Here is a 14,379-nt window from a genome sequence, read left to right as displayed (position 1 = left end):
TTTTCGGTTACTATTGGGAGGAGTAATTGAAAAATAATAGGTTTCATTGATGTAGCAAAGTTCATCTTTACTACACTGACTATATTAGCAGTAGAATGTGAAGAAAGTATGACTAAAGTGTAAAAGAATTCTTGAAGGTAAATAAATATCATCGTAAATGCTATTCTAATACGGAATGTGGTAAGATTAACTGTGCAATTTAATTTATTTTTTAGTTCAATTAATAAGTGAATTTTAAGGAGCGGATAGACATGCTAACAATTTACAATACGTTAACAAGAAAAAAAGAAGAATTTAAGCCACTACATCCAGGCGTTGTTAACATGTATGTCTGTGGACCGACAGTTTATAATTATATTCATATTGGTAATGCGCGGAGTGCGATTGCCTTTGATACTGTTCGGCGATACCTTGAATTTAAAGGGTATCAGGTTAATTATGTTTCGAATTTTACCGACGTCGATGACAAGATGATTAAAGCTGCTGCCGAGCAAGGGATTACTGTTCCGCAGCTCGCTGAAAAATATATTAATGCTTTTATGGCAGATACAACAGCAATCAATATTGAACCGGCGACTCTCCATCCCCGTGCCACTGAAAACATTACTGACATTATTAAATTTGTGCAGGGGTTGATCGAAAAAGGCTATGCTTACGCTAAAGATGGTGATGTCTATTACCGGGCTCGTAAATTTCAAGATTACGGGCAGCTTTCTGGGCAATCAATTGATGATCTTGAAGTTGGTGCTAGTGAGCATGTCAGCGCAGATGAAGTAAATAAAAAAGAAGACCCGATGGACTTTGCCCTTTGGAAAGCGGCCAAGCCTGGTGAAATCAGCTGGCATTCCCCGTGGGGACAAGGACGACCAGGTTGGCATATTGAATGTTCAGTTATGGCGACTAAGTATCTGGGGGAGACGATCGATATTCATGCTGGGGGCCAAGACTTGGAATTTCCGCATCATGAAAATGAAATTGCCCAGAGTGAAGCAGAAACGGGGAAGAAATTTGTCCGCTACTGGATGCATAATGGTTTTGTGACGATTGGTAAGGACAACGAAAAAATGAGTAAGTCCCTCCACAATTTCATCACGGTCCACGATATTATTAAAGAAGTCGATCCGCAAGTTTTGCGCTTCTTTATGGCCACCACGCAATATCGCCGTCCAATTCAATATAGTCAGGCAAACTTAACTGATGCACAGAATAATTTAGACCATATCCAGACCGCTTTTGATAACTTAACTTATCGGGAACAAGATGCGGAGAAAAAAGATGATCAAGAAGTTCAAGCAAGAGTCGCCGCATTCCGCGATCAGTTTATCCAAGCGATGGATGATGATATTAATGTTCAAAACGGGATTGCGACTGTTTATGAGTTGGTTAAATATGCTAATATCTATGCGCAACAAAGCCAAGTCAGTTTAACTGCCCTACAAACGCTTAAACAGGAAATAACCGAACTGATGAGTATCTTTGGGGTCAAGCTGGTTGCCAGTGATAATCAAATCAATGATGAACAAATTAAACAATTGATTGCCGAGCGTAATGAAGCGCGTAAAAATAAGGATTTTGCCCGCAGTGATCAAATTAGAGATGACCTCAAAAAACAGGGAATTATTCTAGAAGATACGCCACAAGGAACGCGCTATAAGAAAGAATAGAAAGGATTTTTATGGTACAGTCAGATTATCGTCAACTTAATGGGATTGCCCTTGCTTATTTAGGGGATGCGGCTTATGAGGTATATATTCGGCAACATCTTTTGACAAAGGGGATTAGTAAGCCGACCAAATTACAGCACATTGCCACCCACTATGTTTCAGCTAAAGCCCAAGCGGCCCTCATTGACCTAATGAAAGCAGATGACCTGTTAACAGAAGAAGAATGGTCATACTTTAAGCGGGGACGGAATGCCAATAGTCACACCCATGCAAAGAACACATCAGTTATGACTTATCGGATTTCAACAGGCTTTGAAGCAGTAATGGGCTATCTTCAATTAGCTGGTAAACAGGACCGGTTAGCCGAGTTAGCGCAATGGTGTATTGAACAAGTAGAAGCGGGGCGAACAGCACATGAAAAATGAAAAGACAGATTTTATTATTGGCCGTCATCCAGCAGTAATGGCGCTAAAGTCAGACCAAGAGATTAATAAGGTTTTTATTCAGTCCGGTTTAAAAGCTGATGCTATTTCACAAATTATCAAGTTAGCCAAAGAACGGCGCTTAGTTGTCTCAAACGTTCCTAAAAATAAGCTTGACCTAATGACTGACCACCAGAATCACCAAGGGGTTGCATTAGCAGTTGCAGCATATCAGTATGCGACTATTGATGACTTGTTTGAAAATGCAGCTAAGCACAATGAAGATCCGTTTTTCTTGATTTTAGATGAATTAGAAGATCCGCATAACCTTGGTTCAATTATGCGGACTGCTGATGCGGCTGGCGTTCATGGAATTATCATTCCACGGCGCCGGGCAGTCGGGTTAACTTCAGTCGTGGCTAAAACGTCAACTGGTGCGATTGAACACGTACCTGTAGCGCGGGTTACCAATTTAGTGCAGACGGCTAAAGAGCTTCAAGAACGGGGCGTATGGCTGTTTGGTACTGATATGAAAGGAAAAGACTACCGCACTTGGGATGCTCATGGTGCAGTAGCGCTAGTGATTGGTAATGAAGGAAAGGGAATTTCATCACTATTAAAGAAGACATGTGATGAGATGTTGACGATTCCGATGATTGGCCATGTGCAAAGCTTAAACGCGAGTGTTGCAGCTAGTCTGTTGATTTACCAAGGATTTAATTCTCGTCATCCATTAGAAAAGTAAAAGATGTTGAAAAGTTAATGCTTCATGAAATAGTATCATTGGTTTCTGGCAAGGACTTTTGTTTTACCGCCAAAATTCCAAGGAAAGTCATCAAAAACTATGACTGCGGGGATGTTATCAATGATCCGCCAGTTGCTAGCCATTCCAGCGGGGGCAGTATTTTTTATCCCGTCTCGGTTCGGTCGTCAATGATAACAAGAATCGACCATGAACAAATTACTGATTTTTTGCGCGAGATCAATAATAAGGCTGGCTGTTTTAATAAATCAGGGCAGCCAGTTGCTTTTAAACTGTGATTCGTGCTAATCTAGGTACTGTGTGGAGGTGACAAGTATGTCCCAGAAAAAAGTAGCATTGGAATGTACAAAGTGCGGTGCGCGCAATTATACGATTACCGCCAACCCTCAACGACAAGAACGATTAGAATTACGCAAGTTCTGCAAACATTGTGGTGAATATACGATCCACCGCGAGAGCAGATAGTGGAGGATATTATGCACTTGATTCGATTTATTAAGAGTGTTAACCACGAAATGAAGCTAGTTGTATGGCCAACAGCCAAAGAAAACCGTCGTGACACGACCATTGTTGTATCATTGACGCTGTTTTTCGTACTATTCTTTGCTCTGTTTGATTGGTTAATTCAGTTAATGATGAAACTCTTTGTTTAACATTAGTAGTCAAATAGAAATTAGTTTGCTATACTAAATCTTAAGGAACTTCGTAGCTATACGAGGTTTTTTATTTTGCTAACATAATCAATTTAATTTTAAGGAGGATTCATCGTGGAATCACATGAAAAACGTTGGTATGTGCTTCATACCTACTCTGGTTACGAAAACCGGGTAAAAAGTAATTTGGAATCACGGGCACAATCAATGGGAATGCAAGACTACATTTTCCGCGTAGTTGTTCCTGAAGAAGAAGTTCGCCAAGTAAAGGATGGTCAAGCAAAAGAAACAATCGAAAAGACCTTCCCAGGATATGTTTTAGTTGAAATGGTAATGACTGACCAAGCTTGGTATATTGCCCGGAACACCCCCGGCGTAACTGGTTTCTTAGGATCTCACGGTGGTGGATCAAAGCCGACCCCATTACTTCCCGAAGAAGTTGATCGGATTATGAACCGGATGGACACGGAAAAGACGGTTAGCGACATTGACGTTAAGGAAGGCGATACCGTTAAAGTTATTGCCGGTTCCTTTGCAAACATGACCGCAAAAGTCACAGAAGTTGACCATGAAAAGCAAAAGATCAAAGCGACCGTTGAAATGTTTGGGCGCGAGACAGCGGCTGAACTTGGCTTTGACCAAATTGATACATTTTAATTTAAATTATATAAGTTGTTGAAAAAGATCGAAAAATGTGGTATGTTCCTATAGTATGCTATTAACATACTGTGGGAGAGGTAAAAATTACTGCCTCATCATGACCACAACACGGACTAAGGAGGTTTTGTCTCGTGGCAAAGAAAGTAGCTAACGTTGTCAAGTTGCAAATCCCTGCCGGTGCGGCTACACCAGCTCCACCAGTAGGTCCTGCACTTGGACAAGCAGGTATTAACATTATGGGCTTCACTAAGGAATTTAACGCTCGGACAGCAGACCAAAAAGGTATGTTGATTCCAGTTGTTATTACCGTATATGAGGACCGTTCATTCGACTTCATTACTAAGACGCCACCTGCTGCTGTCTTACTAAAGAAGGCCGCTGGTGTTGAACATGGTTCCGGTGAACCTAACACAAACAAGGTTGCTTCTGTAACCAAGGATCAAGTTAAGGAAATCGCTGAAACTAAGATGCAAGATCTAAACGCAGCTGATGTAGAAGCAGCTATGCGCATGATTGAAGGTACTGCTCGTAGCATGGGCTTCACTGTTGAAGACTAATTACTAGCAGTCCGGATGCATCATGAAAGTGCTGCATCCCCGTGGGAGGTATTAACTCCGCTAGACCACATTTGCAAGGAGGAAAACACAAGATGGCTAAAAAACGTGGTAAGAAGTACCAAGACGCGCTCAAGAAAGTTGACAGCAAGAAAGAATACGCTGTTAAAGACGCGGTTCAATTAGTAAAAGATATTGACTTTGCTAACTTTGACTCAACTGTTGAAGTTGCATTTAACTTAAATGTTGACACTAAGCAAGCTGACCAACAATTACGTGGTGCCGTTGTTTTACCAAACGGTACTGGTAAGGACCAAACTGTTATTGTATTTGCTGAAGGTGAAAACGCCAAGGCTGCGCAAGACGCTGGTGCTGACTTTGTTGGTTCTGATGACTTAGTAGACAAGATTCAAGACGGTTGGCTTGACTTTGATGTTGCAATCGCAACACCAAACATGATGCCTAAGGTTGGTCGTTTAGGTCGGGTTCTTGGACCTAAGGGCTTAATGCCAAACCCAAAGACTGGTACAGTTACAATGGATGTTGCTAAGGCTGTTTCTGATGCCAAGGCTGGTCAAGTAACTTACCGGACTGACCGTGATGGTAACGTTGCTGTACCATTCGGTAAGGTTTCATTTGATACTGATAAGTTAGTTGAAAACTTGGCTACTTTAGAAGACATTGTAGCTAAGGCTCGTCCAGCTTCAGTACGTGGAACATACATCAAGCACGCTTCCATTTCTTCAACATTTGGGCCAAGTGTTACGCTTGATTTAACTACATTTTAATTTTAGTTAAAATGATATGAAAAAAGACTTCGGGGGAATTCTTGCCCGAGGTCTTTTTCTTTTTAAATTTTTTATCGGGAGAGAGTAATGAAACTAACGAAAAACAAAACCTCAATAATTCTAGTAATAGTATTGACAGCTTTATTCGGACTTAGTTTCCTAAATAGGGCAGCTGCTAGCGATAAGCGGGATTATCAAATTAAGCAGAATGATATTTATGTCAAAGTTAATCGTGATGGTAGTGCTGACGTAACGCAACAAGTTCATTATCAATTTAATGGGGAATATCAAGGGGTGTTTATTGTCCAGGATACAAAAGGATTAGGGAAAATTAGTCGGATTCAAATAGCTAACGAGAATCTGCCAATTCAGCAGCTGCTTCAAGATCAAAAAGAATATTTTAGTCGAGCAGCTAATCTGGGACCGGATGATCAAACGTTACCATTGAATAGTTATTTAAAATATGACGATTACTTTTATCAACCCAATACGGATGCTGATGGTGAGAACACTAAGGGCGATTATCGGATAGTCACTTCTGTGCCGACTGATGCAAAGAAACAGGTTATCACATACCATTACCGACTGAGCGCGGTTGCTAAACGCTACCTTGATACAGGGGAGATTAATTGGAAGATTGTCGGTCGAAGCTGGCAACGGCAATTGCAGAAAGTCAATATTACAATTGAGATGCCGGCTACTAAGGGACAGCAGGCTTTATGGGTTCATGGTGCAAAATATGAACATAAGGTATGGCAAAAACATACTGCTACTGTTAAACTGACAGCGGAGAATGTTGACCAATATCTTGAAATTCACCTGCTCTTTCCTAAGAATGCGATTGCTAAAGCCCCGCTACATGCTAGTAATCGGGTTGCAATAGTTCAACGGCAGGAACGCAGAATAGATCTTATTGCCCAATTCTTAATTATGCGCCGCCCAATAAACTATTTGATTATCGCGCTTGGATTAATAATCCCGTTTGGTATTTATGGCCTTTATTGGTTAGTTTGTGATCGTCGAAATCTGCTTAAACGCGATCATACTAGCGAACATCTTCACCGGTTTGAACTTCCATCATTACCACCGATGCAGGTTGCTTCAATTTATCAAGCTAATATAAAAGAAGAAACCGGTATGATTCCGTTGGCAACTGATTTAGCAGCGCTTCAATTAGCAGGAAATATTGAAGTTAAGCAAATAAAAAGGGATAAAATAATCAAATGGGTAAAAGGAACTGCTGATGACTCGCCATTTATCTACTTTCTAACGCATGATTACGGTGATAAAAACAATCAAGTATCATTAGCAAAATTAAAAAATGATGATGGAAATATTCTTTATCATCGGTGGCTCAATACGAAGGAAAAGTGGCAGACTTTTGGTGAAAGGCCAAATTCAGCCAAAACAGCTTTTGACAAATTTTCCTGTATTTATTTGTTAGCGGCAGTTGTAGTTGCCTTTTTATGTGCTCGGCTAGTTACCAATGGCTTTAGCATCGCCCTCTTAATTCGGACGATTACCCGAGTAGGTGTAATACTATTAATTGGCTTGGGATTAAGTGTTTGGCGGCCGTTTGAGAAAATAGAACAGCGGATTTTTGGCAAATATAATTTTAAAATAAGCCACTGCTTATATATTTATGGGTTAGGAATAATCGCTTGTCTGCTTATTTTTGTCCTATCATACGTGGCGCCTGAAATTAAAATATTAGGGCTTAGTTTTAAAACGATTTCCCAACCTTTGATTGCCGGAACATTCCTATGTGGGTTAGGATTGCAAGCCCTGAACATGTTAATTGATTATCGCTATACTTCTTATAGTAAAAAAGAATATCAAGACTTAGTCGATATCTTGCAATTCAAGCAAATGATCCATGATATTGGTCGTTTTGATAAAAAACAACTCCCCGCCCAAATTTTGTGGGGAGAATATTATGTCTATGCAACAGCAGTCGGTGAGACAAGCGAGTTTATCAACGGCTTAAATAAGCAGTTTGGAGCAAAATTAGTAAAAGAGAATCTTGACCAACAATTGCAAGGCTTTTCTGCAAATGACTGGCTAATCCAGAATTTTGCTAATGGCATAATTCTTAATAGCGAAAACCTAACTACTTCTTCTGATACCGGAAGCTCTACTGATAGTTCATTCGGAAATTGGGGCTCGTCAGGCGGAGCTGGTGGTGACTCAGGAGGGGGTGCCTTTTGATGAATGAGTAGTTGCAAGCTGGTAGGCGGGATTTTGCTAAATTTTTAATTAGCCACTTCACAAGTATCCATTGTTGTGCTATATTATTAACCAATGATAAAAATGTTAAAAAATAATGAGAATTTATCATTAAAAGTTAAATAACTAAGGAGTGACGACAATGACACAATTTAAATATTCAAAGCGTGTTCCAGCAGATGGTACGGATGCGGTTGGTGCAATTTTACAAGCAGCGGCGGATCCTAAAATTATTTCGTTTGCTGGTGGATTGCCGGCACCCGAATTGTTTCCTGTTAAAGAAATGAAAGCTGCAGTCGACAAAGTCTTTGATGAGCATGGACAAGAAGCAATGCAATACGGTGCCGCAAAAGGGGTGACAGCATTGCGTGAGGTCATTCAACAACATGTTAAAGAAAAAGAAGATGTCGATTCAGAATTAGATAACGTCTTAGTAACTACAGGATCGGAACAAGCCTTAGACTTAGTCGGAAAGGCCTTTGTCGATCCTGGCGACACTGTTTTAGTTGAACAGCCAACATACCTTTGTGCCTTAGATGTATTCCGTTCTTATGGTGCTAACTTTGTTGGTGTGGAGATGGATGAAGAGGGAATGAAGATGGATGCCTTAGAAGAAGCACTAAAGGCCAATCCAGATACTAAATTAGTATATACTGTTCCTAATTTCCAAAATCCAACTGGCCGTACGATGACCGCCGAGCGCCGCAAAAAGCTCGCCGAATTAGCTGAAAAATACGATGTCTATGTATTAGAAGATAATCCATATGGTGAGATTCGTTTTGCGGGTGAACATGTGCCAGCAGTTAAGTCATTTGATAAGTCTGGTCATGTCTTTTACATGAGTACTTTCTCTAAGACTTTAGCTCCAGGATTTCGGTTAGGGTGGCTAGTGGCCGACAAGGATGTGGTTAATAAGTTAACTGTCCTTAAGCAATCCGCAGACTTGCATACTGATAACTTAGCCCAATTTGCGGTTGCCCAATTCTTTGCGGACAATGACGTTGACGCCCATGTTAAAGAGATTAGTGACCTCTATGGTAAACGTAAGAACTTAATGCTCGAAGGAATTAAGAAGTACTTCCCAGCGGGCGTTAAGTATACCGATCCTGAAGGTGGCATGTTCTTATGGGTTGAGGTACCGGGGGTTGATGATACGGTAGAATTGTTTAAGGATTGTCTTAAACATAACGTTGCCTTTGTTCCTGGTGATCCATTCTTTGCTGGCGAACCACAGCCAGGCGCATTCCGCTTAAACTACTCAAATATGCAAGAAGACCAGATTGAAGCCGGATTAAAGCGTCTCGGTGAAGCTTTAACCGCCGCTGTTAATAATAAATAGGATAAATCAGCCATTAATAAAATCCTAGTGGGAGTGAGACAGAACTAGCTTGCTAGTTCGTTTTCGAACCCCCGCAAGCACAAAGGGGACTCTAGTGTTCGGATTTTCCGAACGCTAGAGTCCCTTTGTGTACTGCGCTGTAGCATTTTCAACTATATAGGAGACTTATGTCACAGCTCCATTTTTATTGGTGTATGTTATACTAATTTTAAGTTAGTGTTTATGTCACTATGGTTGAAAAGAGGAATATTAAATGAAAATTAAAGCAACAATTGCGGAAAAAAAAGGTGCACCAATTAAAGTTGAGGATGTTATTTTAGATGAGCCTAAGCCTAATGAAATTTTGATAAAAACAGTTGCTACTGGTATTTGTCATACAGACATTGCAGGGCGGGACCTAGGGATGACTCCATATCCTGTTGCTTTAGGCCATGAAGGTGCTGGCATAGTAGAAAAGGTCGGTAGCACGGTTAAATATATAAAGCCTGGAGATCATGTGGTAGTATCATTCAGTTATTGCGGTCATTGTAAAAATTGCCTTTCTGGTCATCCGGCAAAATGTATTCACTTAAATGAATTATGTTTTGGCGGTAAAAATTATGATGGCAGTTATCGCCTTCATACAGTTGACGGAAAGGACATTAGTACCTTCTTCGGTCAATCATCATTAGCTACCTATATTATTGCCGATGAACATAATGTAGTTAAAGTTGATCCAGAAATGGACTTGAAATATCTTGGTTCTATAGGATGTGGATTTCAAACTGGTGCTGGAACAATTCTTAATGAAGTTAAGCCAGAGTTTGCTAGTAATATTGTTATTACGGGAGCTGGTGGTGTTGGCTTAGCAGCAGTAATGGCAGCAAACTTATATAACCCAGATCATTTGATTGTGATTGATCGTCATGACGATAAGCTGGCAATGGCAAAAGAGCTAGGAGCAACTGATGTAATTAATACTGCTAATGTTGATGATGTTGAAGGGGCAATTAGGAGTATTGTTCCTGAAGGATTAAACTATGCTGTAGATTCAATCGGATATAGTCCGCTAATTACTGATCTTTTGCATGCTCTTGATACTGATGGAAAATTATACTTAATTGGCATTGCAGGAAAATTAGATTTAACTGGTATGGACATTATGGGTGAATCTAAACAGATTATTGGGTTAATTGAAGGAGATGCTATTCCTCAATTGTTTATCCCTAAGTTAGTTAAATATTTTAAGAAAGGAAAGTTTCCAATTGATAAGTTGATGAAGTTCTATTCGTTTAATGAAATTGATAAAGCTTTTGAAGACTTTACGGCTGGTAAGGTTATAAAACCTGTAATTACTTTTGAATAAAGTGTTTTAAGAGACTAAGTATGGCTATCTAAAACTATACTTGGTTTTTATTTTGCTCCTTTAAAATCACCCCTGTACTTCAAACAATTTTTGATTATAATTGTATTAATTGCTGAAAGTTTTAAATATTCGGGTTTCATGCTAATTATTATGATTAGTGCTAAGCATTATCAAAAATAAGGGAAAAGGAGTTTTTGATAATGTCGTTGATTGATTTTACGAGTGCAGGGGTGGCTGCCTCGGTTATTATTACTTTAATGGTTATGTTTGGGCTCTCTTTTGTTGGTAGTTTGCTCTTTTGGCTGTTCTATCACCAGAATATCAAAAAGGGGTAATTACTAATGTTAGCGGTGATCTTTACTTTTATTTGGGGGATTGCGCTTTTTATTTTCCTATTCTATTCGTTGATCAGTCTCTTATTTCGGGCGATTTCATATCCCCGTGATTTTTGCCGTTTTGCTGGAAATCAGCAACCAGCTGAGATTGATAAGGATTTACGATATTTTGTAATCGTACCTTGCTTTAATGAAGCTGGAGTTATCAAGCAAACACTAACAAACCTATTAAATTTCGACCAATTTGAAGTTATAGTTGTTGATGATGCCAGTAGTGATGATTCGGTCGCACAAATCAGCCAGTTGAATAGTCCACGGTTACACCTCTTGCGCCGCTATGTGCCTAATGCCCATACCGGCAAAGGGGATGTTTTGAATTTTGCCCTTAATTACATCTGTCAGATTATTATTAGGCAGAAGATCGCATTTAATAAAACGATTGTCGGTGTGATTGACGCTGATGCCCGTCTTGCTGATAACGCGTTAGAACGGTTGAATGCTTATTTTTCTTCACCGCAGACTAATATTACTCAGATGCGGGTGAAGATGTATCCTCATTTTAAGAATGAATTACAGATTTTACAGGATATCGAATTTTTTAGCATTAACCACATGGCGCAGATTATGCGAATGTATACTAGAACAGTGGGATTGAGTGGTAATGGTCAATTTTTTCGGTTAGCACCAATTTTAGCTAAAATTGGTCAGCATCCGTGGGGGAATGCGCTCTTGGATGATTATGAATTGACAATTAAGATGATGCTAAGGCAATTATCGGTGGATTATATGACTGATACATATGTTTATCAAGAGGCCCTGACTTCGCCTAAAAAGTTTATCCGGCAGCGTAGTCGGTGGGTACAAGGAGACTTAAATTGCTTACAATATTTACCAAGAATTATTAAAAGCAAGATTTTAAGCCGCACCCAAAAATTAGGCATCTACTATTTCTTGATCCAGCCATGGCTAAATTTTCTGGCGGATCTGGCAATTATTGTGCTGACGACTATTGCAGCAACCCATTGGCATTCCCTCTATGCTAACTTGCCCCCATTAACTTTATTAGTCGTCCTAGCGGGACTAGCCGGCTTTTCACTTTTTTGGGGCGTGGTTTTTGGGATATTTTATTATTATGACCTTTACCATTACCATGAACCACGCTTGAGTTATCGGCAGTTGATCATGTTGCCATTAGGAATTTCATATATGTACGTGATCCTCTTTTTTAGTATTATTATGGCTTTTTGGCGGTGGGGATTGCATGAAAATTCGTGGATTAAAACAGAACACGGCAAGAAAGAATCATAATTCGCTAAAACTAGCAAATTAGATGGGTGAGGGAAAGAATGAAAAAGATAAAAGTAATGTCAGTCTTTGGGACACGACCAGAAGGAATAAAAATGGGGCCGGTTGTGAAAGCCTTAGAAAAAGATGATCGCTTTACTTCGGTGGTTGTTTCGACTGGACAGCATGCTGAAATGCTTCAACAGGTATTAGATGTATTTTCGATTGTTCCTAATTATGATTTGAAAATTATGAAGCCGAAGCAAACGCTAACAGGGATTACAATTGAAACGATGAGCCGTTTAGAGCCAATTATTCAGCGAGAACAGCCAGATCTTATGCTTGTTCATGGGGATACAAGTTCTGCTTATGCAGCGGCATTAACGGCCTTTTACAATCGGATCGCAATTGGTCATGTTGAAGCTGGTCTACGAACATGGGATAAGTATTCACCGTATCCAGAAGAGATGAATCGGCAGATGATTGATGATTTAGCTGACTTATATTTTGCTCCGACCACAACGAGTGCGGCAAACCTTCAAAAGGGAAACCATCATCGTGGAGTTACCGTTACTGGTAATACGGCCATTGATGCTTTGCGGTATACGATTAATCAAGACTATCATCACCAGGTGTTAGCAGAGATTGATCAACATCACCGGATAATCCTCTTGACCATGCATCGGCGAGAAAACTGGGGCCGGCCAATGGAAGAGACATTTAAAGCAATCCGGAAGGTCGTTGACCAATACGATGATATTGATGTGATTTACCCAGTGCATTTAAATCCTAAAGTTCAAACGGTTGCTAATAAAATTTTAGGAAATGATGAGCACTTCCATTTGATTGCTCCCTTAGATGTGGTTGATTTTCATAATATTATGAGTAAGGCAATGCTGGTAATGAGTGATTCGGGTGGCGTACAAGAAGAAGCTCCAGCCCTCCATAAGCCAGTACTTGTGTTACGTGATACGACCGAACGACCAGAAGGAGTTGCGGCTGGAACCTTAAAACTAATTGGTACTAATTACGCCCAAGTGATTGCTGAATTAACAGCGCTTTTGACTGACAAGGCGGAATATGAACAGATGAGTGCGGCCAATAACCCATATGGGGATGGTCATGCCAGTGAACGTATCCTTGAGGCAATCGCTGCATGGGCTGAATCAAAATAAATTAGAAAAATCCCTTTACAGAACTTTTATTGGTATGTTAAACTGTAAAAGTTGATTAAATATGACTCTGCCTAAGACTCAGGTGGCGAATGCCTTAATTATCTTGCCTGCCGAGGAAGAAATGAAAGTTCCTTCTCTATGTCTGCGGTCATAGGGATTTTTTTATAAATCCGATCAAAAATACATTGCAGGAGGTGAAAATTCATGAGTGAAGCAGCTATTGCTAAAAAGGCTGAGATCGTTAAGCAAACAATTGATATGCTTAACGCAGCCCAAACTGCTATCGTTGTTGACTACCGTGGTTTAACTGTTGCGGAAGTTACTGATTTACGTAAGCAACTTCGTGACGCCGGTGTTAAGATGTCAGTTATCAAGAACAAGATTCTTGATCGTGCCGTTGAAGGTACTGATTACGAAGATCTTCGTGATACTTTTGTTGGACCTACTGCAGTTGCCTTCTCAGACGAGGATCCAATTGCTCCAGCTAAGATCTTAAAGAAGTTTGCCGATGACCACGACGCTCTTGAAATCAAGGGTGGTTTCATCGAAAAGAGTGTTAAGACTCTTGACGAAATCAACGAATACGCAAACATGCCAGGTCGCGAAGAACTGTTGTCAATGCTTGCATCTGCATTGCAAGATCCTATGCGGAAGATTGCCCGTGCAGTCAAGGCTATTGCCGACAAGGAAGACGAAGCCGCATAATTGCCGTATATCGATACAATATAAAATCAAAATTAATTACCTAAATATTGGAGGAAATAAACATGGCTTTTGATAAGGATGCTATCATTGCTTCATTAAAGGAAGCATCAATCTCTGACCTTAACGACTTAGTTAAGGCAATCGAAGAAGAATTCGACGTTTCTGCTGCTGCTCCAGTTGCAGTTGCAGGTGCTGCTGGTGGCGACGCTGCTGCTAAGGACAGCTTCACTGTTGAATTAACTGAACCAGGTTCAGCTAAGGTTAAGGTTATTAAGGCTGTTAAGGACATTACTGGTCTTGGTCTTAAGGACGCTAAGGACCTTGTTGATGGTGCTCCATCAGCTGTTAAGGAAGACGTTAAGGAAGACGAAGCTAACGACATCAAGGAAAAGCTTGAAGCCGCTGGTGCTACTGTTACCCTTAAGTAGTCAAATCCTAATAAATAAAGGCTCTTCGTCAAGAAGTA

General features: G+C 40.2%; 17 protein-coding genes and 1 other annotated feature. All 17 genes read left to right on the top strand.

Annotated features, from left to right (window positions below; genetic code table 11):
* The first annotated feature begins 251 nt into the window (after positions 1-251).
* The gene (gene cysS / locus DTK66_RS04955) at positions 252-1,664 is read left to right on the top strand and encodes a cysteine--tRNA ligase (RefSeq protein WP_153930037.1); all 1,413 of its coding nucleotides are present in this window, start codon (positions 252-254) and stop codon (positions 1,662-1,664) included.
* Between the two features lie 11 nt (positions 1,665-1,675).
* Positions 1,676-2,089, top strand: coding sequence for a Mini-ribonuclease 3 (locus DTK66_RS04950; RefSeq protein ID WP_191667949.1), 414 nt, complete (start codon positions 1,676-1,678; stop codon positions 2,087-2,089).
* Positions 2,079-2,831: a 23S rRNA (guanosine(2251)-2'-O)-methyltransferase RlmB gene (rlmB, locus tag DTK66_RS04945; protein ID WP_153930035.1), complete on the top strand. Its 753-nt coding sequence runs from the start codon at positions 2,079-2,081 to the stop codon at positions 2,829-2,831. Before DTK66_RS04950 ends, rlmB begins: the two co-directional genes overlap by 11 nt.
* A gap of 17 nt (positions 2,832-2,848) precedes the next feature.
* The gene (locus DTK66_RS04940) at positions 2,849-3,127 is read left to right on the top strand and encodes a hypothetical protein (RefSeq protein WP_191667948.1); all 279 of its coding nucleotides are present in this window, start codon (positions 2,849-2,851) and stop codon (positions 3,125-3,127) included.
* A 37-nt stretch (positions 3,128-3,164) separates the two neighbouring features.
* Positions 3,165-3,314: a 50S ribosomal protein L33 gene (gene rpmG, locus DTK66_RS04935; RefSeq protein ID WP_003666293.1), complete on the top strand. Its 150-nt coding sequence runs from the start codon at positions 3,165-3,167 to the stop codon at positions 3,312-3,314.
* Between the two features lie 11 nt (positions 3,315-3,325).
* A complete protein-coding gene (gene secE / locus DTK66_RS04930) occupies positions 3,326-3,502 on the top strand; it encodes a preprotein translocase subunit SecE (RefSeq protein ID WP_003666294.1) in 177 nt (58 codons plus the stop codon).
* Between the two features lie 114 nt (positions 3,503-3,616).
* Complete coding sequence (gene nusG, locus DTK66_RS04925) at positions 3,617-4,159, top strand: transcription termination/antitermination protein NusG (protein ID WP_191667947.1); 543 nt, start codon at positions 3,617-3,619, stop codon at positions 4,157-4,159.
* 134 nt (positions 4,160-4,293) lie between these two features.
* Positions 4,294-4,719, top strand: a complete 426-nt coding sequence (rplK, locus tag DTK66_RS04920; protein WP_104688469.1) for a 50S ribosomal protein L11 — start codon at positions 4,294-4,296, stop codon at positions 4,717-4,719.
* Positions 4,720-4,811: 92 nt separating this feature from the next.
* Positions 4,812-5,504, top strand: a complete 693-nt coding sequence (gene rplA / locus DTK66_RS04915; RefSeq protein WP_153930033.1) for a 50S ribosomal protein L1 — start codon at positions 4,812-4,814, stop codon at positions 5,502-5,504.
* An 87-nt stretch (positions 5,505-5,591) separates the two neighbouring features.
* A complete protein-coding gene (locus DTK66_RS04910) occupies positions 5,592-7,712 on the top strand; it encodes a DUF2207 domain-containing protein (protein ID WP_191667946.1) in 2,121 nt (706 codons plus the stop codon).
* Positions 7,713-7,872: 160 nt separating this feature from the next.
* On the top strand, positions 7,873-9,069 hold the full coding sequence (locus DTK66_RS04905) for an aminotransferase-like domain-containing protein (RefSeq protein WP_153930031.1): 1,197 nt from the start codon (positions 7,873-7,875) through the stop codon (positions 9,067-9,069).
* Between the two features lie 253 nt (positions 9,070-9,322).
* Positions 9,323-10,414, top strand: coding sequence for an NAD(P)-dependent alcohol dehydrogenase (locus tag DTK66_RS04900; RefSeq protein WP_191667945.1), 1,092 nt, complete (start codon positions 9,323-9,325; stop codon positions 10,412-10,414).
* Between the two features lie 200 nt (positions 10,415-10,614).
* Positions 10,615-10,749, top strand: a complete 135-nt coding sequence (locus tag DTK66_RS11075) for a hypothetical protein (RefSeq protein WP_255505066.1) — start codon at positions 10,615-10,617, stop codon at positions 10,747-10,749.
* A gap of 6 nt (positions 10,750-10,755) precedes the next feature.
* The gene (locus DTK66_RS04895; protein ID WP_191667944.1) at positions 10,756-12,057 is read left to right on the top strand and encodes a glycosyltransferase; all 1,302 of its coding nucleotides are present in this window, start codon (positions 10,756-10,758) and stop codon (positions 12,055-12,057) included.
* A gap of 38 nt (positions 12,058-12,095) precedes the next feature.
* The gene (gene wecB, locus DTK66_RS04890) at positions 12,096-13,208 is read left to right on the top strand and encodes a non-hydrolyzing UDP-N-acetylglucosamine 2-epimerase (RefSeq protein ID WP_191667943.1); all 1,113 of its coding nucleotides are present in this window, start codon (positions 12,096-12,098) and stop codon (positions 13,206-13,208) included.
* Positions 13,209-13,260: 52 nt separating this feature from the next.
* Positions 13,261-13,380, top strand: a sequence feature (ribosomal protein L10 leader region).
* Between the two features lie 32 nt (positions 13,381-13,412).
* The gene (rplJ, locus tag DTK66_RS04885; RefSeq protein ID WP_153930027.1) at positions 13,413-13,913 is read left to right on the top strand and encodes a 50S ribosomal protein L10; all 501 of its coding nucleotides are present in this window, start codon (positions 13,413-13,415) and stop codon (positions 13,911-13,913) included.
* Between the two features lie 62 nt (positions 13,914-13,975).
* Positions 13,976-14,341, top strand: a complete 366-nt coding sequence (gene rplL / locus DTK66_RS04880; protein WP_152697254.1) for a 50S ribosomal protein L7/L12 — start codon at positions 13,976-13,978, stop codon at positions 14,339-14,341.
* The last annotated feature ends 38 nt before the right edge of the window (positions 14,342-14,379 follow it).

The sequence above is a fragment of the Limosilactobacillus walteri genome, from assembly GCF_014830205.1.
Classification (GTDB): Bacteria; Bacillota; Bacilli; order Lactobacillales; family Lactobacillaceae; genus Limosilactobacillus; species Limosilactobacillus walteri.
Note: the sequence above shows the minus strand (reverse complement) of the source record. Positions and strands in the feature narration are given on the sequence as shown.